23 protein-coding genes and 3 tRNA genes are annotated in these 21,277 nt (G+C 33.4%); 5 read left to right on the forward strand and 21 right to left on the reverse strand.

The genetic code is table 11. The features are described from left to right. Positions 1-255: 255 nt before the first annotated feature. The 7 genes from NZ698_RS09750 to NZ698_RS09780 all read right to left on the reverse strand — a co-directional run bounded on the left by NZ698_RS09750 (position 256) and on the right by NZ698_RS09780 (position 3,408). Complete coding sequence (locus NZ698_RS09750) at positions 256-900, reverse strand: response regulator transcription factor (RefSeq protein ID WP_263002922.1); 645 nt, start codon at positions 898-900, stop codon at positions 256-258. Continuing rightward, a complete protein-coding gene (locus NZ698_RS09755) occupies positions 897-1,667 on the reverse strand; it encodes a sensor histidine kinase (RefSeq protein ID WP_263002923.1) in 771 nt (256 codons plus the stop codon). Before NZ698_RS09755 ends, NZ698_RS09750 begins: the two co-directional genes overlap by 4 nt. A 9-nt stretch (positions 1,668-1,676) precedes the next feature. Continuing rightward, positions 1,677-2,324 carry a hypothetical protein gene (locus tag NZ698_RS09760; RefSeq protein WP_263002924.1) on the reverse strand — a complete coding sequence of 216 codons (648 nt, stop codon included), beginning with the start codon at positions 2,322-2,324 and terminating at the stop codon, positions 1,677-1,679. A gap of 12 nt (positions 2,325-2,336) precedes the next feature. Next, positions 2,337-2,900, reverse strand: coding sequence for a hypothetical protein (locus NZ698_RS09765; protein WP_263002925.1), 564 nt, complete (start codon positions 2,898-2,900; stop codon positions 2,337-2,339). A gap of 252 nt (positions 2,901-3,152) precedes the next feature. Then, positions 3,153-3,236: transfer RNA gene (locus tag NZ698_RS09770), tRNA-Leu, on the reverse strand. Positions 3,237-3,244: 8 nt separating this feature from the next. Then, positions 3,245-3,317: transfer RNA gene (locus tag NZ698_RS09775), tRNA-Gly, on the reverse strand. 9 nt (positions 3,318-3,326) lie between these two features. Beyond that, a tRNA-Leu gene (locus NZ698_RS09780) sits at positions 3,327-3,408 on the reverse strand. A gap of 174 nt (positions 3,409-3,582) precedes the next feature. On the opposite strand from NZ698_RS09780, the gene NZ698_RS09785 reads away from it, so the two are divergent. The 3 genes from NZ698_RS09785 to NZ698_RS09795 are packed head-to-tail and all read left to right on the forward strand — an operon-like array spanning position 3,583 to position 5,546. Beyond that, positions 3,583-3,966 (forward strand): DUF3127 domain-containing protein, encoded by a 384-nt coding sequence (locus NZ698_RS09785; protein WP_263002926.1) that lies wholly within the window; start codon positions 3,583-3,585, stop codon positions 3,964-3,966. Between the two features lie 55 nt (positions 3,967-4,021). Continuing rightward, positions 4,022-4,675 (forward strand): leucyl/phenylalanyl-tRNA--protein transferase, encoded by a 654-nt coding sequence (gene aat / locus NZ698_RS09790; RefSeq protein ID WP_263002927.1) that lies wholly within the window; start codon positions 4,022-4,024, stop codon positions 4,673-4,675. Next, complete coding sequence (locus NZ698_RS09795) at positions 4,662-5,546, forward strand: DMT family transporter (RefSeq protein WP_263002928.1); 885 nt, start codon at positions 4,662-4,664, stop codon at positions 5,544-5,546. Before aat ends, NZ698_RS09795 begins: the two co-directional genes overlap by 14 nt. A 295-nt stretch (positions 5,547-5,841) precedes the next feature. Here NZ698_RS09795 and NZ698_RS09800 read toward each other — a convergent pair whose 3' ends face one another. The 7 genes from NZ698_RS09800 to NZ698_RS09830 all read right to left on the reverse strand — a co-directional run bounded on the left by NZ698_RS09800 (position 5,842) and on the right by NZ698_RS09830 (position 12,875). Beyond that, positions 5,842-7,221 carry a tetratricopeptide repeat protein gene (locus NZ698_RS09800; RefSeq protein ID WP_263002929.1) on the reverse strand — a complete coding sequence of 460 codons (1,380 nt, stop codon included), beginning with the start codon at positions 7,219-7,221 and terminating at the stop codon, positions 5,842-5,844. Positions 7,222-7,284: 63 nt separating this feature from the next. Then, positions 7,285-7,581, reverse strand: coding sequence for a type II toxin-antitoxin system RelE/ParE family toxin (locus NZ698_RS09805; RefSeq protein WP_263002930.1), 297 nt, complete (start codon positions 7,579-7,581; stop codon positions 7,285-7,287). Further along, positions 7,578-7,796 carry a DUF2683 family protein gene (locus NZ698_RS09810; protein ID WP_263002931.1) on the reverse strand — a complete coding sequence of 73 codons (219 nt, stop codon included), beginning with the start codon at positions 7,794-7,796 and terminating at the stop codon, positions 7,578-7,580. Before NZ698_RS09810 ends, NZ698_RS09805 begins: the two co-directional genes overlap by 4 nt. Positions 7,797-7,835: 39 nt before the next feature. Next, the gene (glmM, locus tag NZ698_RS09815) at positions 7,836-9,218 is read right to left on the reverse strand and encodes a phosphoglucosamine mutase (protein WP_263002932.1); all 1,383 of its coding nucleotides are present in this window, start codon (positions 9,216-9,218) and stop codon (positions 7,836-7,838) included. A 286-nt stretch (positions 9,219-9,504) separates the two neighbouring features. After that, positions 9,505-11,538, reverse strand: a complete 2,034-nt coding sequence (gene feoB / locus NZ698_RS09820) for a ferrous iron transport protein B (RefSeq protein ID WP_263002933.1) — start codon at positions 11,536-11,538, stop codon at positions 9,505-9,507. After that, positions 11,538-11,792 carry a FeoA family protein gene (locus tag NZ698_RS09825; protein ID WP_263002934.1) on the reverse strand — a complete coding sequence of 85 codons (255 nt, stop codon included), beginning with the start codon at positions 11,790-11,792 and terminating at the stop codon, positions 11,538-11,540. The genes feoB and NZ698_RS09825 overlap by 1 nt, the downstream gene beginning before the upstream one ends. Positions 11,793-11,945: 153 nt before the next feature. After that, positions 11,946-12,875 (reverse strand): GLPGLI family protein, encoded by a 930-nt coding sequence (locus NZ698_RS09830; RefSeq protein ID WP_263002935.1) that lies wholly within the window; start codon positions 12,873-12,875, stop codon positions 11,946-11,948. A gap of 127 nt (positions 12,876-13,002) precedes the next feature. Between NZ698_RS09830 and NZ698_RS09835 the strand changes: the two genes are divergently transcribed. After that, positions 13,003-13,500, forward strand: a complete 498-nt coding sequence (locus NZ698_RS09835) for a DinB family protein (RefSeq protein ID WP_263002936.1) — start codon at positions 13,003-13,005, stop codon at positions 13,498-13,500. Positions 13,501-13,571: 71 nt separating this feature from the next. On the opposite strand, the gene NZ698_RS09840 is transcribed toward NZ698_RS09835, so the two are convergent. From NZ698_RS09840 to NZ698_RS09855, 4 genes are all read right to left on the reverse strand, one after another. Then, positions 13,572-14,333, reverse strand: a complete 762-nt coding sequence (locus tag NZ698_RS09840) for an FkbM family methyltransferase (RefSeq protein WP_263002937.1) — start codon at positions 14,331-14,333, stop codon at positions 13,572-13,574. 142 nt (positions 14,334-14,475) lie between these two features. Further along, complete coding sequence (locus NZ698_RS09845; RefSeq protein WP_263002938.1) at positions 14,476-17,169, reverse strand: TonB-dependent receptor; 2,694 nt, start codon at positions 17,167-17,169, stop codon at positions 14,476-14,478. A gap of 282 nt (positions 17,170-17,451) precedes the next feature. Continuing rightward, positions 17,452-18,222 (reverse strand): GLPGLI family protein, encoded by a 771-nt coding sequence (locus tag NZ698_RS09850; RefSeq protein WP_263002939.1) that lies wholly within the window; start codon positions 18,220-18,222, stop codon positions 17,452-17,454. A gap of 89 nt (positions 18,223-18,311) precedes the next feature. Continuing rightward, positions 18,312-18,515, reverse strand: coding sequence for a hypothetical protein (locus tag NZ698_RS09855; RefSeq protein ID WP_263002940.1), 204 nt, complete (start codon positions 18,513-18,515; stop codon positions 18,312-18,314). A gap of 438 nt (positions 18,516-18,953) precedes the next feature. Here NZ698_RS09855 and NZ698_RS09860 point away from each other — a divergent pair, with 438 nt between their 5' ends. Then, positions 18,954-19,838 carry a cupin-like domain-containing protein gene (locus NZ698_RS09860; protein ID WP_263002941.1) on the forward strand — a complete coding sequence of 295 codons (885 nt, stop codon included), beginning with the start codon at positions 18,954-18,956 and terminating at the stop codon, positions 19,836-19,838. A gap of 62 nt (positions 19,839-19,900) precedes the next feature. Here the strand turns inward: NZ698_RS09860 and NZ698_RS09865 are convergent, their stop codons facing one another. The 3 genes from NZ698_RS09865 to NZ698_RS09875 all read right to left on the reverse strand — a co-directional run bounded on the left by NZ698_RS09865 (position 19,901) and on the right by NZ698_RS09875 (position 21,267). Then, positions 19,901-20,305, reverse strand: a complete 405-nt coding sequence (locus NZ698_RS09865) for a hypothetical protein (protein ID WP_263002942.1) — start codon at positions 20,303-20,305, stop codon at positions 19,901-19,903. Beyond that, positions 20,295-20,576, reverse strand: a complete 282-nt coding sequence (locus tag NZ698_RS09870) for a hypothetical protein (protein ID WP_263002943.1) — start codon at positions 20,574-20,576, stop codon at positions 20,295-20,297. The genes NZ698_RS09865 and NZ698_RS09870 overlap by 11 nt, the downstream gene beginning before the upstream one ends. A 145-nt stretch (positions 20,577-20,721) precedes the next feature. Then, a complete protein-coding gene (locus NZ698_RS09875) occupies positions 20,722-21,267 on the reverse strand; it encodes an RNA 2'-phosphotransferase (protein ID WP_263002944.1) in 546 nt (181 codons plus the stop codon). Between the last annotated feature and the right edge of the window lie 10 nt (positions 21,268-21,277).

A 21,277-nucleotide genomic window follows, 5' to 3' on the forward strand; every position in this document is an offset into this window, starting at 1 on the left:
TTTGAGGAAACAAAAACAGAGGATAAAACCTGATTTGTTAGAGGAAAATCACCTTTATTGATATTTTAAAACAAAAATATCCTTACCAAAAATGGCAAGGATAATTTTAGATTTAAGATTTGTTAGAAGGCTCAAGATAGCGTTCCTACGGAACGCTCCATTATGAAGACAAATAATTTTCTACGCAGATATTGCTCCGAGGGAGCAGCAAATTACTGTGAATAATGCTATGTTTAAGTTTAAAAAAAAGATTAATCAACACAAATTATGTTTCAAAGCAAAAAGTACAAGTCCGACTCTGTTTTTTATTTCTAATTTAACGAAAACAGAATCTCTGTAACCATCGATAGTTTTCGGACTTAAACACATTTTGTCGGCGATTTCTTTGTAGGTCAGTTCGCTGCACGCCAATTTGATAAATTCTTTTTCTCTTTCTTTCAAATCGGAAAGTAATGAAGCATTTTTCGCATCTTCGCTTTGTACTTTCAGGAGTTTCTGAGCTACAAAATCAGTGTAGAAACTTCCTTTTTCAAAAACAGTATCAACTGCCTGAAAAAGTATTGATGGCTGCATATCTTTCAATAGATATCCTTTTGCTCCAGCTTTTAACATTTTAATTAAAACTTTCTCATCATCTTCCATCGTGAGAGCAATTACTTTGATATCGGGATGATGCTCCGTAAGCCATTCTGTGGTTTCTATCCCGTTTTTGTAAGGCATATTAATATCCATCAACACCACAGCGGGAAGTTCGGAAGTTTTTTCCAAAGCATTAATGAAATCCTCTCCATTAGGCTGATTCATCACCACTTTGTATTTTGGATTTTCTGTAATCATGTTTTCTAATGCTTTCGACATTAAAGTATGATCGTCTACAATAGCAATCGGAATTGTTTTCATGATAAATTTTTATGGTATATGATGGATGTTTTTGTTCCTTCTTCCAACTTGGACTGGATAGAAAATTCTGCCTGAATCAATTTTGCTCTTAATGCCATATTTTTCAATCCGGAACCGTCTCTTAGGATTTTCGTATTAAAACCTTTTCCGTTATCTGAAATGGTAATTTTCAGTCTTTCATGATCATCTTCCAACTCTATTGATACATTTTTTGCTCTGGAATGTTTTAAAATATTATTGATGCTTTCCTGTATGATCCGGAATAAAATCAATCCGTGTTTTGGCGCAATATCAATGTCATGCTTTTGAGTGATAAACTCAATTTTCAGCAGACGCAATTTTTTTATTCTCTGAATTTCTCTTTCGATAGATTCTACCAATCCGAAATGGATAATCTGCTCGGTAATTAGGGTTTTAGATAAATTTCTGACATCCTGAATGCATTCTCCCAACAATTCATTTAATTCGTTTAATTCTTCTTTTTCGCCATTACTAAGCTTGGAAATAAGTTGGTTTTGTCTCAAACGAACAACAGAAAGTTTTTGTCCCAAATCGTCATGAAGTTCCTGCCCGATGTAATTGAGCGTCTGTTCTTTCATTTCTATCTGTGAAGTTGCCAATTCCTTTTCAAAATGCATATCTTTTTCCTTCTGCTCAATCAACAGCGTCGTTTTTTTTCTAATGAATATAACGTAAACGAAAATCATCGTTAATACGATTATCAACAAAGTAACTGTGAAAATTATGACAAATCTATCTTCTTCCATGCTTTACAGTCAGGTTTGTTTTACTTCATCAGGTTTGTTCCAGAATATTCCGAAAACAATCAATCCATTATTGATCAGATTTAATAAAAATATTACAATAGCAAAAATATCCGTTGAAACTTTAACTCTAAAGAAAAAAAGCGGAATAATTCCTATATAAAATATAAGCGAACCCACCGAAATCCAAAAAGGCAGATAGTTTTTTATCTCAAATATTTTATCTGAATTGAATGTCTGATACAAAAATAAAATGATCGAAAATATTAACAGAAGAATATTGATATAAAAAATATTAAAAGATAAACCCTGGAAAAAACTGTGTTCTAAAATCGACATTCCGAAAATATTCACAAAAAAAAGAACCAAAATTATCCGCTGTATTTTTTTGAGTAAAGGGATGTACATCAATTTGTAATAGTAAATCAGATACATCAAAAACACGATTGCAATACAGACACTGTAATATTTCTCGGTGAGCAAATTGGTAAACTTGGTAAAAAAATAGAAAAAGAAATCGTTTAATGATAATAAAATATATCCTGCGAAAAAAAACAAATTTACCTTTTCTATTTTTTTATACTTCGCAGCAATCAATATCATCATGATGACCAAAATGACCATCGATATCTGTTTTCCCAATTCTACATTCCAAGCCATTACTTACAAATTTTAATTCAAAGTATTTGCTGATAAATGATTTGGTGGTGGCGACAGATTCGTCATGTTCATAGGCTGAATAGACTCAATTTTTACGCTTTCATCCGTTTCTCCGCGACTGCGACTTTTCATATTGACATCAGAGGATTCTTTGATTGTTGTCGGCATTAAGAAAATTGTCTGGTAACCTGCATATTCCGGTTTTGCCATTTTGTTGACAGGATGATTTGCAGGATATTTTCCCATATAAATCTTGATTCCAACGTTTTTAAGATTTTGTTTTTCAGCATTTTCTTTTACATACTTTATGTATCCTTCCATCTCCTCAATGGTGAATGAATACCATCTTGAATCAGGCTGTCCGTTTCTGGACTCCGTGAGAATTCTATTATTGGTGTTCGTATACTCATCAAAAAGAACCTGCGCATCTTCATGCGTTATAAGTTTCTTTTTATAACTGTCATCTACAGGTGTTTCCGGCGGTGGTGTACAACCAACAAGGTTGATTACAAATACACCTAAAATAAATACGCGAAAAAACGCATTAACATTCTTAAATAAAAAAGGAGTTTTCATGTACAAAAATTTTATAAGGTTATATAACAAAAGTACTTAACTCTTGATATATAAAAAAGAGGAAAAACACTGTTTTTGAAATTTGTAGGAAAAATTTAATCGAAATTAAAAAATGTATGTAATAAGGAATCAAGTAAATCTTTACTAGTACAAGATTGTTGAATTATTTAATTTAAAAATTTGTTTAGATAATTATCAATCTGCATATAAAACAAAAAAGACTGCTAATCAATGATTAACAGTCTTTTTGTGTACCCCAGACGGGACTTGAACCCGTACATCCTTGCGGATACAGGATTTTAAGTCCTGCGTGTCTACCAATTCCACCACCAGGGCGTGATGAGAGCGAAAAACGGGACTCGAACCCGCGACCCCAACCTTGGCAAGGTTGTGCTCTACCAGCTGAGCTATTTTCGCAATATGTAGTGCGGATGAAGGGACTCGAACCCCCACGCCTCACGGCACCAGATCCTAAGTCTGGCGTGGCTACCAATTACACCACATCCGCATTATTATTGAGTTATTTTAAAGATCTTCTTTCGTTTTTGTGAGTGCAAATATAGGGCAATAATTTTTATTTGCAAGAGTTTTCACAAAAAATTTTATTTTTTTTACAAAGTTTCTTTCCGTGTTGTTTTATTACATTTCAATTTACTACTTTTACAAAGTTAATATTTACGATATGGAATTACAAGGAACGGTAAAGAAAATCACTGATGTTCAAACATTTGCGAGTGGTTTCCAAAAGAGAGAAATGGTTATTCTTACACAAGAACAATATCCACAGCCAATAAACATTGAGTTTTTACAAGATAAAATAAATTTATTGGATGCTTTGAAAGAAGGAGAAAATGTGAAGGTGGGAATCAACATCAGAGGTAGAGAATGGGTTTCGCCACAGGGAGAAACTAAATATTTCAACTCTATTACAGGATGGAGAGTAGAAAAAGTGATGGATGGCGCTACAGGTTCTGAGCCAACTCAGGCTTCTTCTCAGCAATCTGCATCACCAGTTTCTAACGAAAATCCTTTTGCCGGAGACGACGATGACGATTTACCTTTTTAATTAAAGCATACAATCAAACATAATCCCGCTTTTTAAGTGGGATTTTTTTCACCTTATGATTCGACTGGACTCCAACGAAATTTCATTTCCCAATCCGCTGCATTACGACGGACATGAAGGCATGATCGCTTTTGGCGGAGATTTATCTGTGGAAAGAATCTGGTTTGCGTATCAAAACGGTATTTTTCCTTGGTTTAATCCCGATGAAGAAATTTTATGGTGGTGTCCCGATCCTAGATTTGTTCTTTTTCCAGAAGAGTTGAAAATTTCAAAATCGATGAAGAAAATTTTGAAAAACAACGTTTTCACATTCACCGAAAATAAAAACTTTAAAGAAGTCATTAAAAACTGTCGGGAAATCAGCCGAAAAGGACAGGACGGAACCTGGCTTTCAGATGAATTAATGGAATCTTTTATTACACTTCACGAGTTTGGCTTTGCAAAAAGTATCGAAGTTTGGCAAAACCATGAGTTAGTTGGCGGATTTTACGGTTTACAAATCGGAAAAGTCTTTTGCGGAGAAAGTATGTTCGCTAAAGTAAGCAACGCATCAAAAGCAGGATTTATACATTTCGTGGAAGCTCATAAAAACGAACTCAAATTAATCGACTGTCAATCTCACACCGAGCATCTTGAAAGTTTAGGCGCAAGAATGATTTCCAAAAAAGAATTTCTTAAAACTTTACATAAAAATAATGAACGCAGATAAAGAAAAATGGATTCTTCTAATTATCCTCAGCATTATTTGGGGATCCTCATTTATTTTAATTAAAAAATCTTTAGACCATTTTACTCCTTATCAAGTCGGAGCGTTGAGAGTTTTGATTGCCGGAATTATCCTAATGTCGATCGCAATATCAAAATACAAACTTTTCCCGAAGAAACATTTGAAATGGCTGATTTTAGCAGCTTTTACAGGGAATTTCATCCCGATGTTCCTATTTCCTATTGCCGAAACGGAAATCAGCAGCAGTATTGCAGGAATTATCAATTCGATGATGCCTATTTTTGTTATTATCGTCGGAACTATATTCTGGAAATTTGAAACTACCAAAAGACAGATGACGGGAATTTTTATAAGCTTTACCGGAGTTTGTCTGCTTGCATTTGGGGGCGGGGATGATTCTAAATTTAAAATCTTTCCCATTCTTCTTTTGCTTTTGGCAACGTTATGCTACGCAATTAGCACAACGACTGTAAAATCTAAACTGATCGAAGTTTCTTCGACGGTTTTGTCTGCATTTGTATTCTCATTCGTTTTATTTTTGCCTTCGTTGATTGCTTTAATATCAACAGGTTTTGTTTCAACATTTACTTTTTCTAAAGAAAATATGATGGGATTGATGTTTGTGAGTTTACTTTCCGTTTTCGGTACCGGATTGGCAATGATGATGAATTATCGTTTGCTGAAAGTTTCGACTCCGCTGTTTGCCTCGACTGTTACCTTATTGATGCCGATTGTTGCTATTATTTGGGGGATTTTAGACGGTGAAAAACTGACGATTTTGCAGTTTGCTGGGGCAAGTGTAATTATTGCCGGATTGATCTTTTTAAGGGCTAAAACTGTTGTTCAAAAATAAATCCATGTTGTTTTATTTAAATTATTGAAATGTTTTTAAATTTAAACGCAAAGTCCGCTAAGATTTTTTTAACTATTAACTGTTTATAAGTTCGCAAAGGCGTTTCACTTAGCAGAGACCCCAAAGTTTCTTGATTACATTAGCTAGATTGATGACCGTTGTCCAAAAATAAATCCCGCATTGCTGCAGGATTATTTATTTAAATTAATTTTTTTAAAACTTATTAGTGAAAAGATTAAATCTGTTTGTAAGGCAAAGCAAAACATCCATCTTCCAGCTTCTAACACCTGGCTAATCAATTCTTCTTCTTCACTTTAGCTTTCACCTTTTTCACCTCATCTTTGATATATGGATATTTTTTCTGCATATCAGTAATCAAAGAAGGATCAAGTTCTAATGCTTTTTCTAAAGCTTCTGCACCTTTAGTTGTATTTTTTAGATTAAAATAACAATTACTCAGCTGATAATAAAGTTCTGCACGATTGTGATGCTGTAAAGCTGCAATCAATACAGTAACTGCCTCTTCATATTCACCGACTAACATTAGAACTTCAGTATATGCATACCAGTTGTAAAATCTTGAAGGTTCAGCATCTACCAATTTCTTAAGGCAGGAAAGACTTTCTTCAAACTTTCCTGAATCGATAAATAGAAATGCCAATCTTTTCTGGTAATCAAGATTTCCATCGTTCAGCAATGTAGCTTCTCTTGCAAAGTGCAAAGCTTCCGGCATTCCGCCCATTTCTTCGTAAAGATAAGACTGCTCCATCATTGCCATATAAAACTGCGGATCTTCTCTCAATGATTTTTGGAAATAATTCAAAGCTACCGTCGGTTGCTTTAAAGCTTTATAACACAGTCCGATTTTATAAAATGTAAACGCCTTTGTGTATTCCAGCTCCAGCATTTCTTCATAAACTTCTACTGCTTTTTTGTATTGATTTAAAGCTTCATAGCAAGCCGCTTTACTTGCATAAACTCCAACAGCACTGGAATTAATTGCCAACATATAGTCGAAACCTTTGATGGCCTCTTCGTAGTTTTTTCTGTTGAAATAATATTGTCCGTACTCGCTCCAGGCTACTTCTGAGTAAGCAAAATTGTCAAGGTAATCATTCAGGAAAGCAATAGCTTCCTCACTCTTATTCAGATCACTAAAGCAGATCATTGCATTTTCCAACGAATATTCATCCGTAGGATCTTCTTTCAATGCCTGCTGATAATGTTTAAGAGCGTTAAAAGGATCTCCCAAATTCACATATTCATCTGCAATAAAATTATTCAGGAAGTTTTCTTCTTCGTTTAATTCTAAAGCTTTTTTGCAGATTTCAATAGATTTTCTAGGATTTCCTAAATTCGAATAATACTTTGCGTAGCATACCAAAAAGTCTGTATTCTCCATAGAAGAACCTTTTAACTCATCGATCATTTCCTTCGCCGTATTATAATCTTCCCATTCTAAGAGCACTTCAAGTTTTTTGATCTTGATATCCAAAGAATTGGGATGAAGTTTGAGACCGTAATTAACTGCCATATCAGCGTAATTAAAATCTCCCAACTCCAGATAATAAACAATAATGTCATCTAATTCTTCTGTGTCGAAGTAGAATTCATCATTATTTTCCATCATTTCCTCGAACTTTTTTACAAGTTCATTTCCAAAATATTCTTCCAATATAGTATCTCAGCGTTATTTTCAAAGTTCAAAATTATTTTATAAACTTCGAAAAAACTTTTTTTAATTAAATTTATTTTTCTTCGGATTTTGTCTGTTATCAAAAAATGAAAATATTTTAATTTCTTTTTTTGAAAGCCGATAACTTAATGAGAAATTTTCCAAAATTAAAACTCTTCGTAATTCTTTCATACTACTTTTTAGTCCAATTTTATTTTGATCTCTCAGTAGATTAATCATTCGTAAAGTTTCATCAAGAATTTTTTCTGAATAAATATTTGATTCGTTATGATTTGTCCAATATTGATAAACCTTGTCAAATTGTTTTCTTGCACGAATTGACCAGATTATTTTTATCATCTTCCATATGATTTTAAAAAATCTTCATGCGAAACAACATTTCCTTCTTCAAAATCCTTTATTCCTGATCTTATTAATTCCTTTTCTGCATCAGAAATTTTATCCCACCAATCATCATCATGAATTTCTTCTACAAAATCAATTTCAACCGCCTTTAAAATCGCTTTTATTTTGGCAAGTTCTTTTTTGTTTTTAGGATTAATGGTAATTGTCATTGTGCTGTTATTCTATACTAAATATACAAAAATTCTGAATTAAATCAAACTTCTGATTTTTGCAATCATGTCATCGCCTAATTTGTCGGCTTCTTCCTGTGAGAAAGCCTCTGTATAAATTCTGATAATTGGTTCTGTATTCGATTTTCTCAAGTGAACCCAATTGTTTTCAAAATCTATTTTCACACCGTCTACCGTAGAAACCTCTTCATTTTGATATTCTTTTTCCATTTTAGTTAAAAGATCATCAACATTTATTTCCGGAGTTAATTCGATTTTCTTTTTTCCCATGAAGTAACTTGGGTAGCCAGCTCTCAGTTCAGAAACTGTTTTGTTTTCTTTTGCCAAATGCGTTAAAAACAAAGCAACTCCTACCAAAGAATCTCTTCCGTAATGAAGTTCAGGATAGATAATTCCACCGTTTCCTTCACCACCGATCACGGCATTTTTTTCTTTCATCAAATTCACCACATTCACTTCTCCTACAGCACTTGCAAAATATTCTGAGTTGTGCGTTTTTGCCACATCTCTTAATGCGCGGCTTGAAGAAAGATTTGAAATGGCAACTCCGTTTTTGTTTTTCAACAGATAATCTGCAACGGCAACCAAGGTATATTCTTCGCCAAACATTTCTCCGTTTTCATCTACCAAAGCCAGTCTGTCAACATCCGGATCTACGACAACACCAAAATCAGCTTTTTCTTTGATCACCAATTCACAAATATCTCCCAAATGTTCTTTCAACGGTTCAGGATTGTGTGGGAATTGTCCGTTGGGCTCACAGTATAATTTTACCGTTTCGCAGCCTAATTTATCTAAAAGCATCGGAATTGCAATTCCGCCTGTAGAATTTACGGCGTCTAAAACGATTTTATATTTTTTAGCTTTAATGGCTTCGACATCTACCATCGGCAAATCAAGAATCTGCTGAATATGAATATCAAAAGCATCATCTCTGGTTTCATATTTTCCTAAATCATCAACTTCAGCATAATTGAAATCTTCATTTTCTGCCAACGCTAAAACTTCAGCACCATTTTCACCGTTGATGAATTCTCCTTTTTCGTTGAGCAATTTCAAAGCATTCCACTGTTTTGGATTGTGGGAAGCGGTTAAAATAATTCCACCGTCAGCATTTAATTCAGGAACCATAATTTCTACTGTAGGAGTTGTAGAAAGTCCAAGATCTACTACATTGATTCCCAATCCCTGCAAAGTTGCAGTTACCAAAGAATTCACCATTGAACCTGAGATTCTGGCATCACGACCGATCACTAAGGTTAAATCCTTTTTATTTTTATTATTCTGAAGCCAGGTTCCGAATGCCGAAGCAAATTTTACGACATCAAGCGGCGTCAAGTTATCATTTACTTTTCCACCAATCGTTCCTCTGATTCCGGAGATACTTTTTATTAATGACATACTTTTAAAAATGTTTTTGCAAAAATACGAATAAAAGAAAGATCGATTGATGAATTGTGCTTAACGTTAGTAAGTTGTTCCTTTCAAAAAAAAGAGTTTAAACTTTGTTAATGATGATCACTCGCAGAAGGCTTCTAAGAACACCCGCAGTCCTTATCGCAGCCTGATCTTTTAGAATGAAATTTCTTCGGCGCAAAATTTTTCCTAATAAATCTGAATAAAGAATAGCAGGCAAAAAGCACCACAAGAGCGATAATAATGTATTGAAAAATTAAGGAAGACTCCATTATTTTAAGATTTGATAAGCTATTAATGACACAAAATATGCCAAACCCGTCATCATTACCACCTGAAAGCCAGTCCATTTCCAGCTTTTGGTTTCTCTGTAAACTACCGCAATGGTAGAAACACACTGCATCGCAAACGCGTAAAACAATAAAACTGAAATACCGGTTGCAAAACTGAAGACTTTTTCGCCATTTGGTTTTACATCCATTCGCATTTTATCGATTACTTTTCCTTCAGGAGCGTCGTCATCCAAACTATACAAAGTAGACATCGTTCCCACGAAAACCTCTCTTGCTACAAAGCTCGTCAGAATTCCAACTCCCATTTTCCAATCGTATCCAAGAGGAGCAATTGCGGGTTCTATTGCTTTTCCCATTTTAGCTAAATACGAGTGATCCAAATGTACATCTGTAGCAACAATCTGATCCGGATTTTGTTTCGGTCCGAAATAACTCAAACACCAAATGATAATACTTACAATAAATATAATTTTTCCCGCTCCTGTTATAAAGTCCCAGACTTTCCCTAAAACCATTTTCAAATCGTATCCAAAAAGCGGTTTTTTATAAGTAGGTAAATCCATAACCAGATAAGTCTTTCCTTTATTTTTAATGAAACCTTTCAAAATAGCTGCTGAAAGTAACGCAACAAAAAATCCTAAAAGATACATTCCTAAAAGCACCAAAGCTCTATATTGAATTCCAAAAATCGTTTTATCCGAAATAATCAACCCAATAATAATACTGTATACCGGAAGTCTAGCCGAGCAGGTCATAAACGGTGTCACCAAAATCGTCAGCAATCTTTCTCTGAAATTTTCGATATTTCTTGTCGAAATCACTGCAGGAATTGCACAAGCTGTCCCTGAAACCAATGGAACGATACTTTTACCATTTAATCCAAATGGTCTTAAAAACCTATCCATCAGGAAAATAACTCTTGCCATATATCCTGAATCTTCCAAAAGATAAAGGAAATATAATAAAATCCCGATTTGGGGTGCGAAAATGATGATTCCCCCTAATCCGGGAACAATTCCGTCGGAAATTAATGAATTGATTGGACCTTCCGGTAAATTCTCTTTAGTAAATGCTGAAAGCCAAGCAAAAAACTCGTCAATCCAATTCATCGGATATTCTGCAAGAAAGAAAACACTATTAAAAATAATCAGTAATATTCCAATAAAAACAACATAACCTAAGATCGGATGAACAAGAACTTTATCTAATTTCTCGGTCAATAATTCTTTAAACTGAGGTTTTTTAGAAATAACATTTGATAAAATTTTATCAATACTTTGGTATCTCCTAACCACTTCCTGCACCTGCAATCTTTTCGGAACCAGACTTTTAGATTCTGGATCATTAATTAACTCTGTTGCTGAAGCCAATTTATTTAAATCTGCGCCGATTGAGAGACTCATCCAAGCTTTATAATCGTTTTCAAACTTATTATGTGCAGAAACCTTGCTTAAAAAATCTTTATGCTCAGCAGGAATTTCAAATGATGGTTTTTCTGTTTTAGCAAAATCATTATTCAAAACAGCTTCCTGAATAGCTTCAATTCCTAATTGTTCCTTCGCATTGGTCTGAATAATTTTGATATTCAAAGCTTCGGAAAACTTTTCGATATCGATATTGATACCTCTTCTTTCTGCCTGATCCATCTGGTTTACCACCAAAATCATCGGAACTCCTAAATCCTGAATCTGCTGAAACAAAAGCAAGCCTCTTTTTAAACTTAAAGCCTCCAAAATATAAACAACTCCTGTAAAATCTTTCTGCGCTTCCAGAAGAAATTTAGAAAAAATAGCTTCGTCTTCAGAACTCGGATAAATACTGTATGATCCGGGAAGATCTACTACCTCAACTTCTTCATTTTTATAAGCGTAAGTTCCGGAATGACTTGAAACAGTAACACCTGCGTAGTTTCCGGTCTTCTGTTTTTTGTTGCAAAGTGCATTAAAAACCGTTGATTTTCCTACGTTTGGATTTCCGACTAAAAGTATCTGTTTTTTGTTTTGTTGCTGCATCAATTCCAATCTTCTACCATGATATACTCACCTTCTTCTTTACGCAGTGCAATGCGGCTTTTTTCTTCGCCAAACTCCACATAAAGAGGACCATTGAAAGGAGCCTGATACAGAATTCTGAAAACAGTTTCAGGCAAAAGCCCCATTTCTATGATTTTGTTGGGCATTTTCAGATGATCATTATCATAGCCCAAAATTTTCCCAAGTTTGTTCTTAGGAAAGCTGCTTAGTTTCTGTAAATAGTTATCTTTCAATACCTATGTTTTTAGACATTGCAAATATACTCTATTTAAATTTAATCTAAATAAGACTGATTTTAAAGATTCACAAAAACTATCATAAACAATAAACCCAAATACATTTCTGCATTTGGGTTTATTTCAATATAGTTGAGTTAAATATGAATATTATTTTTTATCATTTTCTTTACCGACTTTCTCAACTTCACCAACAATCACTTTTCCGTAAGCAGGTTCTATTGTGTTGTCAGTGGCATTAAAGAAATCTTTATACTGCTTTTCCTGTTTTTTCATCATATCACCGATTGTTCCTTCCATTCCCGGGATTGATTTTGACATCATTTCCTGAGTCATCATAGGTCTGATTGTAGCAAACGGATCTTTTTTGAACTCGCCGAATTTTTTCTCAAATTTATCTCTTGGTAATTCGTTCACTTTCCCTCCTTTTGCCTGCATTAAGTTTTCTATATAAGAGAATTCCGTATAATCTTTTACTTTTTTATTCCCCTGAAGCACCCAAGAATAGTTCTTAGCATCATCTTCAATTTTTACAATCAAACCAGGAAGTCCTGAAAATTTGTACGGTCCATCCTGAAAAGGGATATCTGAACTGAACCAAGCCGTCCATTTTCTTCCACCGAATTCTGTAGTCGCTTTTTGTGTATTGTATTCACCGATTTTCTGCTTATCATTTAAGATTTTCCAGTTGAATTTTGCATCTTCACTATAACCGATATTTGCAGGAGTAAATCCGCTTGCTATCTTCTCAACAAACTGAATTTTCATGCTTGGATAAGTCTTGTAAACTCTAGCAGAAATTTTGGGTTGTTTAAGAGATTTTGAAAGATCTTTCATGATTCCTGCTTTTTGCATGGCTTCAATTTCAACTTTCATAATAGAATCCTGAGCAATTATTGTGTAATCCTGATATACAGATCTGTTTTTATCTGTAATATCCAAAACGGTAATAACTTTCTCCATTTTGGCAGAATCCTGTTTTGGCCTGTAAGTCAATTCATAAAAGAATCTGTTTGCCGTTTCCTGTGCATTAGCAATTGCAAAAGCTGCAATCAATACTATTGAAAATAAATTTTTCATTTTAATAACGTTTAAATAATTAGTTAGCAGTTGTGCAATTTTGTTACAGATTTTTTTTAATTAAAATTTCTTTAGCTTTTGTTTTCTCTAAAATTTTTAAATTTAAATAACCTAAAAACAAAATTTTATGAACACTTTAAAACAATTCAGAGACGAGCTCGAAGCCGAGTATCAAACGACAAAGAAGTTTTTTGAAATTTATCCCGAAGATAAAAACGATTATGCTCCGCATCCGAAAAGCATGAAAATGGCACATTTGGTCACTCATATAGCAGAAATTTTTGGCTGGGCTGGGTTTATGCTTAACAGTTCAGAGCTTGATTTTGCAAAGAGCGATTTAAAGCCAAAACTATTGACCACAAAAGAAGATTTGCTCAAAGTATTTGAAGACAACTACAAAGCCAGCAAAGAAGCTCTGGAAAAGGCAACCGAAGAAGATCTTAATCCAATCTGGTCTTTAAAAAATGATGGTCACACTTTATCTTCCTGGACGAAGTATGGCGCAATTCGTCACAGCTTAAGTCAAATTACCCACCATCGTGCACAATTGGGAGTGTATTACAGATTAAATGATATTCAGCTTCCCGGAAGTTATGGTCCGACTGCTGATCTGGAAAGTTTTTAAATTTGTGATTTAATAAAAGAACCAATCTTCAGAAGATTGGTTCTTGAAATTTTTATCTTAAAAAATGATCTTTACAAAGAAAGATTCTCTACTACCAAGTTCTCGCCGCTTACAAAAAGATGATAATGAGACCAGGTCTTATTCAAGGCTTCAAAAAACACTCTAGATGAATCTTTTTGCATAGAATCATGAAGTTCAATGATTAGCATTTTTACTTTTGGCAACCATTCTTCATAATTTTTGGAAAACACTTCTTTTTCGCTACCCTCAATATCCATTTTTAATAAATCAATTTTGTCAAAATTGTTTTCTTTGATAATTGTATTGACGGAGATAGCCTCAATTTTACCATTTTGATTATCTTCTACTACTTGAATTCCCCACTTTGCAACATCTTCATCAATGATTTTTAATTTAACATCATTACTCCAAAGTCCTTTGTTTAATACTTGTATATAAGGATATTTTTCAAGGTTCTTTTTTGCTATCAGAAAATTATCAGAATCCGGTTCTATTGTAATAATTTTTGCTTCAGGAAATTTATTCTTCATTAGAACTGAAAAAAGTCCGACATTGCCTCCTGCATCTATAATGATTTTGGGGTTTTTGTAATAGCCCGGGTTGTATTGCTTTTCAATAAAAATCTGTTTAAAAACTTCCAAATCAGATTTTTCATTTTTTCTAAGTTGTATAGGATGCTTCATCCCATAGACGTGTATATTCTTTAAGTCTGAAGATGAAATCTCTTTATAAAGCTTATATCCTTCTTTGATCCCATACTCATTGAAATATGGCAAAAAGCTTTTAATTTTATTGTATAAATTTTTTCTCATTCAATTGAAATTTTTTCCAAAAATAAATATTTTTTTTCCTTTTTAAGCCTTTAATCAATTTTGCAATGATTTTATATGCAAATAAGTTTTTAATTAAGTTAAAAATAACAAACCCAATCTTGCTAAGATTGGGTTTGTTTTGTTATTTAAAATTGAATTTTACTGTGAACATGACTTGGCTTGGACGAAGCAATATTCTTGTGTAACTGATATTCGTTGTATTAATATCATATGTTTCGAAAACTTTTTTATTTGCAATATTCATCCACTTCACTTCAAAATCAATTTTCTTTTTTGACCATGTAAATTGGTATGAAAGATCGTAAAACCCATTATGGTATTCCTGATTGGCAGCACTTGTATTTACCTGATCCCAGTTAAAACCAATGGTGTGATTTTCGATTGGATAGAAGAAAGCACCAAGATTATGTGTAAATCCTGTTCTTGAAGCTCCGGAATCAGTAGATCCTACACTGGTTTGTTTTGTTTTGGAAATACTTGCATTATAATCTATGCTCATCCAGCTGAAATAAGTATTATTAAATTTAATCCCAAAAGATTGGCTGTTGTTTTTGTTTGTAAATGCAGCATCATTTAAAAACGCATCAGATTTTGAAGTATTATTGCTGTAGCTAAGAGAAGCATTGGTTTTGAATTTTGGAAAATATTTTCCGATTTCTGCGCTGTATCCGCTATTGACCACATTATTGTCTTGCACAATATATTCTACTACAGTATATCCTGATTGGTTGATTGTAGGATTTGAAATTAAATTTCTTTTTGCGTCAGATAATCTATAGTTCACATTGAAAAACAAATTATTCAGCGGATTTCTGTACTCTAATCGTGCACCTGCAGATTTATTATTGTTTTCAGGAATAGGATTTTCGGCAGCCATAGCGTTTAATCCACTTGGTGATGTCATCAGAAGTCCTGAATACGCTGTATTTACCTCACCAAAATTATTGCTGATATTTCCATTTAATGATGCTTTAAAAAATGAAGCAAAATTATACTGAGCAAATAGGTTTGGTTCAAAGGTCACTTTATTTACTGACTTAGAAACATTTCTCAGAGGATCTTCCGCTTTGATGTTATTTGAATTTACCGGAACATTTGCGTAAAGCATCCATGAATCATCTTTATAATTAATCCCCACGCTTCCGTAAGGTGTTGCAGTTGTATATTTCAGATCATTATCAAAATCAATTCCGTAACCATACGCTTCTCCATTGATATTTTTATTTAGTGCTGATCTCAAATCGGTTGATTTATAATTTAATCCGATCTCAGGAGTAAAAGTCCAACCTTTTGCTGAAAAACCAATATTTGCAGAGTGATTAGCCTCAAACGTTTTCAGCTGTAAGTTCTGTCTTACAGATTCTGTAGCAACTCCGGGAAAAAACCCAGGAATATTAAGGTAAGAAGCCGGCGAAATATCTAATTTTTGAACATCATTTTGATAGTTGATGAAAGACTGTATATTAACCATCTTCTCTTTCCAAGGTATAATTGTACTCAATGAGTTTTGAAATGATGAAGTTGGTGATTGTATTGCCTGATTTCCGGTTCTGTTGCTTGTCGCGTCTGTTCTGTCAACAAATGCTCTGTCGGCATTCCAAAATTGTGAGAAGCTTGTTGAATTTTTGAAAAATCCTTTCTTGGCATTTTTTGTAAAAATCAATTCTCCTTTTGCCTTATCTGTGTAAAAATTATTTAATATATTCTGCTTGATACTGAATGCAGGAGTTTTTGATGTCGCAAAATAATCTGTTTGGGAATACGACTCTCTTTCGACTGCATTATTGGTATAGTTTGCATTTGCTTTAAGCTCCCATTCTTTTTTCTTATCAATATTGGTCAGATAATTTGCCGATAGATAATGTACATTATTCATTAAATATCTTCTTACAGGAAGATTAGGTGTGCTTGCATTTTCTACATTCAGCCAGTCATTTTGTGAGGCGTTTATTCTTCTTCCTTCAAATCTGTTTCCGAATGCTAAGATGTTCCCTTCGTTTTCGACCTGTTCACCAACATTATTTGTTTTATAATTGACCACCCACTGGCTTTTCTGACCAAAAAACATCGGTGTTAATTTTACATTCCAAAGCCACGGATCTCCAAAACCGGTTCCTACTTCGCCACGACCTGTCATCGTTACCGAATTTTTAAGCTTAATATTAATTGCTGCCGCATCAGAAGGAATTTTCCCCTGAAGCATTTTTACGGGTTGGTGATTTTCGAGAACCTCAACTTTTTGTACAGCGTCTTTTGGAAGCGAGTTGTTGATCGTTCCATAACCGCCTTCCATCAAATCTTTTCCATTGACGTAGAATTTATTGATTGCATTTCCTTGGTAAAGAATAGACCCGTCTGCATTGACTTCAATTCCCGGGATTTTCTTCATCACGTCGGCCAAAGTACGGTCGTTTTTGCTGTCGAAAGCTTTCAGATCATACGCAATAGTGTCACCTCTTGAAGTAATCATTTTGGTTTTCAGCTGAACTTCTTTGATTTCCGTAGCTTCAGACTGCATTTTGAAGGTCAATGTCTGATCGCTGTTGCTGATTTGTTTGGTTAAAGGTTTTTGGTTGAAGGCTTTCACTTTCAGATCAACATTTGATTCTGCAGAAGTGAATGTTACCTTATATTCCCCTTTAGAATTGGTAATTCCGTAGGCAAGAATTGCATCTTTTCCTAGTTCTTCCACCGTTACACTTGCGCTTGGGATTGCCACACCGTCTTCATCTGTAATTTTCCCTGAAACTGTTTTTTGTGCAAAAGCAATAACGGAAAAAAACACCATGAGAAATAAGGAGATTTTTCTTTTCATATGTTTATATTTATTTTTTTAAAAGGCCATATGAAATCGCAGCACCTTGATTCATGATGGTATTTTACCAATCACGGCGATTTCAGTATTTATTATTTGAGTAATTAGTTATTAGTATTGCTTTTTTGTTACACTCTATAGAGATGTAATTTTCAGGCAAAGGTTAAATTTGTTTTATAACTACAAATATAGTGATAAAAATTTGAAATTTCACCTTTTCTCATAATAAAACCTTGAAGTTTCAAGGTTTTTTTTATGATTTTTGTGTTTTAATTTTAAATATTATTCAATATCTAAATTGGGGCTATTTTTAATTCTTTTAATAATGCCATCAAGCCACTCTTTTCTCTCCTTGCTGTCATTAAAAATGATTGCCGAATTACTAAGATCTGTCTGAATATTATACTTTGCATTTTTAAAAGCTTTTTTTGTAAAAGCTTTGTAGTTTTTATCTTGTGGTAAAATTATTTCTCTCCTCTTTTTCTTAAATTGGGATAGAGTAAAATAGTATTCACCTTTTTCGTCGTACATACGAATAATTAAACCCGGTAATCCTGAAAATTTGTACGGTCCGAAATTTAAAGGTAAATCTTCAGCAAACCAAGCTATCCATTTTCTGCCGTACTTAGTAGTGTATGCTTTTCTTGTTTTATATCCTGCATACGTTTTTCTCTCATTGAGGATCGTCCATTTTATGTCTTCAGGTTCTTCATATCTTATTTTGGTATCAATAACCTGCTCGTAAACTTGGAATTTAGATTTTCTTCTTACAACAATTTCAGGAATTGCTGTATTATATTTTAGTTGAGCATTGACATCATTTTGACCAACTTTTTTAGTTTTTATAAGTGAATCCAATACGTATTGATTAGTACTTTTGTAAAGGCTGACATTTTCTTTGGTGTTGATAAATAAAATAAATTGCTCATTATTTGGTTTGCCATAAAAAGGATATTTTATATCATATGTAGCAAGATAATCGGATGTGATGGATTGGGAAAAAAAAGTACCATAAATTAATAGTATTAATATTTTAAATAATTTGGTCATCATTGAAAGGTTAATTAAAAATAATATTTTTCTAATAATAAAAATAGAGACTGTTTTACAACAGTCTCCGTTTAGATATCTTTGCTAAACAATTAGATTGTAAGAGTAATTGAAGTTGGTCTTACACCACATTCATTTAGATTAACTTGAGATACTGCATCTTTAATTTGACTAATTGTTGCATTATCTGAGATATTCTTTGTAACAGTAGTCCCACAAGATGTAGTTATCGTCCAAGTTCTTGCAAATGCAAAAGTTGTAGCAAACATTGCTAAGCCTAAAATAGCTTTTTTCATAATAGTTTTGTTTTAAATGTTAATGATAGTTTTCATATGTATAGAAAACTTTTTTAAATTAATTTTTAATTTAAATGATGCATCATTTAGGTTTTAGAGAAACACATTCTACACAGACTGATATAAAATGTTGCGCGAATTTCTCACTACCATATGTCAAATCTAAGGGAAAAATGAGTGCAAAAAAAATAATTTTTTTTCGTAGTAATCTTATATTCTCGAAAATAAATTACTTTTTTTAAAACAAATACTCTGTAAACACTTATTTGCTCTTCATCTTTTTAAATAATTTATTATAAATATAAATTTCACAGCATTGAAAAAACAAATTTTTATTCAATTTAAATAAAAAAATGATGAAGTTCATAGATTAAAAAAATATTAAACTGATGGCGTTATCTATTTATTTAATAATTTTGTAACATAAAATTTATAATAATGGGGGTTATCTTAAAACCTATAGATATTGTTGATGATATTACTCAGGAAGAATTCCGCGAGAAATATCTGAAACCAAGAAGACCGGTGGTGATCAAAAATATGGCTAGAAAATGGCCGGCTTACCAAAAATGGACGATGGATTATGTAAAGGAAGTTGTAGGCGATGTCACCGTTCCTCTTTATGATAGTAAAAAAGCTGATCCTGCAGCTCCTATTAATACTCCGACTACAGAAATGAAGTTTGCAGATTACATCGATCTCATTCAAAGAGAGCCGACTGATCTAAGAATTTTCTTTTTTGATCCCATCAAACGCGCCAACAAATTACTTGAAGATTATATTTCTCCTTCAGAATTAATGGGCGGGTTTTTAGATAAATATCCATCCATGTTTTTTGGCGGAAAAAGTTCGGTTACATTTTTACATTACGATATCGATTTAGCCCATATTTTCCATACCCACTTTAATGGAAGAAAACATGTTCTTCTTTTTGAACAAAAATGGAGAGACAGATTGTACAAACTTCCTTATGCTACGTATTCTTTAGAAGATTTTGATATTTCCAATCCTGATTTTGAAAAGTTTCCTGCGCTTGACGGCATCGAAGGAATAGAATGTTTCTTGGAGCATGGTGATACTTTATTTATGCCAACCGGATGGTGGCACTGGATGAAATATCTGGACGGAAGTTTTTCACTTTCTCTTCGTGCATGGGACAAATCCTGGGCAGTAAAAGCCAATTCGCTTTGGAATCTGACGGTTCAGAGAAATTTTGATAATTTCATGAAAGGACGATACAAAAAAAGATACATGGACTGGAAAGAGAAAAAAGCAGTTGAAAGAGCAAACCATGCCTTGAAAAAAGGTTTGCCTAAAAAATAAAAAAATACGCTTCGAATTGGAGCGTATTTTTTTATTTTTAAGTCGTCTTAAAACCGAAGTTACTAAATATTCAAAAGCATCTCTTCCATATTCCGGGTTACTTCGTTACATGAATAACAGGCATTTTCACCATCCTGGAAAAACCATCTGCAATGCGAACGAATCGGGCAAAATGATAATTCCTGCACTTTTTTTGTTTCACGATTCTGAACTCTTTTTGAGAGCGAACATTTTGATTCTTCGTTATTCCATTGTGAACAACCTTTTTCTACACATTTTCCTGTAAAACGGAATCTCTGTTCGAGATTGTCTTTTCCTTTATTGAGCTCTATAAACTCTTCTGTGACGGTAAGCGGCGTTATGAAATTCACCTTCCCGTCTTTTCCCAATACTCCAAAAAGCTGTGCCCCGGTTTTCCCTAAGTAACTGGGACACATCTTTTTTGATGAGCTGCTTTTAGCCTCCATAAGCTTTGATTTGAGACTGAATGTCTTTCAATTGAGACTGAATATCAATCTGCGGTTTGAAGATGATGATTCCCCAAGGAAACCAGTCTTTGATACGGAGAGGTTTTGTAATTGCTCTGAAATCTCTCTGAGCAGCGAAAGACTGCGTGTTATCAACTTTTGACAGCTCAGAAAGTACTACATTCTGAATTCCTTTGTCGATGTTTTTTAATTGTTCATCGCTAAGATCTACTCCTTCTAATGAAACGAAAAAATGTTTTTTAGTTGCCATGATTTTTGGTTTTAATGGTTTAACAGAACAAATTTCGCTTTATAAAAACATAAAACTTAAAGGAAAAACACCTTAATTCGGAAAGGAAAAAGGCTGGATTTATTTTGATTATAATATTTTAAATTTTAACTGATTAAAGCTTAAATCAAACTTGAGAAATATACTTTACATCCACAAAATCCGTCAGCCAAACATCATTCTCGGAAAGATAAAATTCAATCCCGTCTGCGGACATTTTTTCTGTATCAATAATTAAAATAACTGGCTTTCCGTGACGCATTCCGACTTTGGTTGCGGTGTCTTTATCCTGACTTAAATGAACGTGTTGTCGGTTTCTTTTTTCAATTCCTTTTTTTAAGATGGATTCAATATTACTTTGAGCTGTTCCATGATAGAGAAATTTTGGTGGTTGCTGTGGAATCAAAGCCAGATTGATATAAATCGAATGCCCTTGATTTGCTCTGATTCTGGTTTTATCTTCATTAAAAATAAAACGTTTTTTATCATTGGTTTGTACAATTTCATCCAACTCTTCAAAGGTAAAACCCGGAGAATCGTTTGTTGATTTTGTAATCAATTCGTCAACATTTGCCCATCCGTTTTCATCCAAATTCAAATTGATGAGTTCTGGATGATGCCTGAGAACATAGCTCAGAAATTTGCTTGTTTTTTTCTTTTGTTGTTCGTTCATGGTTTGTGTT

The organism is Chryseobacterium edaphi (assembly GCF_025628985.1).
Lineage (GTDB): Bacteria > Bacteroidota > Bacteroidia > Flavobacteriales > Weeksellaceae > Chryseobacterium > Chryseobacterium edaphi.

Excerpts from the sequence above, each read along its gene's own strand:
- NZ698_RS09845 (WP_263002938.1), bottom strand. The coding sequence starts at position 17,169 with ATGAAAAGAAAAATCTCCTTATTTCTCATGGTGTTTTTTTCCGTTATT.
- NZ698_RS09835 (WP_263002936.1), top strand. The coding sequence starts at position 13,003 with ATGAACACTTTAAAACAATTCAGAGACGAGCTCGAAGCCGAGTATCAA.
- NZ698_RS09795 (WP_263002928.1), top strand. The coding sequence starts at position 4,662 with ATGAACGCAGATAAAGAAAAATGGATTCTTCTAATTATCCTCAGCATT.
- NZ698_RS09840 (WP_263002937.1), bottom strand. The coding sequence starts at position 14,333 with ATGAGAAAAAATTTATACAATAAAATTAAAAGCTTTTTGCCATATTTC.
- NZ698_RS09855 (WP_263002940.1), bottom strand. The coding sequence starts at position 18,515 with ATGAAAAAAGCTATTTTAGGCTTAGCAATGTTTGCTACAACTTTTGCA.
- NZ698_RS09765 (WP_263002925.1), bottom strand. The coding sequence starts at position 2,900 with ATGAAAACTCCTTTTTTATTTAAGAATGTTAATGCGTTTTTTCGCGTA.
- NZ698_RS09870 (WP_263002943.1), bottom strand. The coding sequence starts at position 20,576 with ATGGCAACTAAAAAACATTTTTTCGTTTCATTAGAAGGAGTAGATCTT.
- NZ698_RS09755 (WP_263002923.1), bottom strand. The coding sequence starts at position 1,667 with ATGGAAGAAGATAGATTTGTCATAATTTTCACAGTTACTTTGTTGATA.
- feoB (WP_263002933.1), bottom strand. The coding sequence starts at position 11,538 with ATGCAGCAACAAAACAAAAAACAGATACTTTTAGTCGGAAATCCAAAC.
- NZ698_RS09785 (WP_263002926.1), top strand. The coding sequence starts at position 3,583 with ATGGAATTACAAGGAACGGTAAAGAAAATCACTGATGTTCAAACATTT.
- NZ698_RS09810 (WP_263002931.1), bottom strand. The coding sequence starts at position 7,796 with ATGACAATTACCATTAATCCTAAAAACAAAAAAGAACTTGCCAAAATA.
- NZ698_RS09830 (WP_263002935.1), bottom strand. The coding sequence starts at position 12,875 with ATGAAAAATTTATTTTCAATAGTATTGATTGCAGCTTTTGCAATTGCT.
- NZ698_RS09750 (WP_263002922.1), bottom strand. The coding sequence starts at position 900 with ATGAAAACAATTCCGATTGCTATTGTAGACGATCATACTTTAATGTCG.
- NZ698_RS09760 (WP_263002924.1), bottom strand. The coding sequence starts at position 2,324 with ATGGCTTGGAATGTAGAATTGGGAAAACAGATATCGATGGTCATTTTG.
- NZ698_RS09805 (WP_263002930.1), bottom strand. The coding sequence starts at position 7,581 with ATGATAAAAATAATCTGGTCAATTCGTGCAAGAAAACAATTTGACAAG.
- NZ698_RS09865 (WP_263002942.1), bottom strand. The coding sequence starts at position 20,305 with ATGGAGGCTAAAAGCAGCTCATCAAAAAAGATGTGTCCCAGTTACTTA.
- NZ698_RS09850 (WP_263002939.1), bottom strand. The coding sequence starts at position 18,222 with ATGATGACCAAATTATTTAAAATATTAATACTATTAATTTATGGTACT.
- NZ698_RS09860 (WP_263002941.1), top strand. The coding sequence starts at position 18,954 with ATGGGGGTTATCTTAAAACCTATAGATATTGTTGATGATATTACTCAG.
- NZ698_RS09875 (WP_263002944.1), bottom strand. The coding sequence starts at position 21,267 with ATGAACGAACAACAAAAGAAAAAAACAAGCAAATTTCTGAGCTATGTT.
- glmM (WP_263002932.1), bottom strand. The coding sequence starts at position 9,218 with ATGTCATTAATAAAAAGTATCTCCGGAATCAGAGGAACGATTGGTGGA.
- aat (WP_263002927.1), top strand. The coding sequence starts at position 4,022 with ATGATTCGACTGGACTCCAACGAAATTTCATTTCCCAATCCGCTGCAT.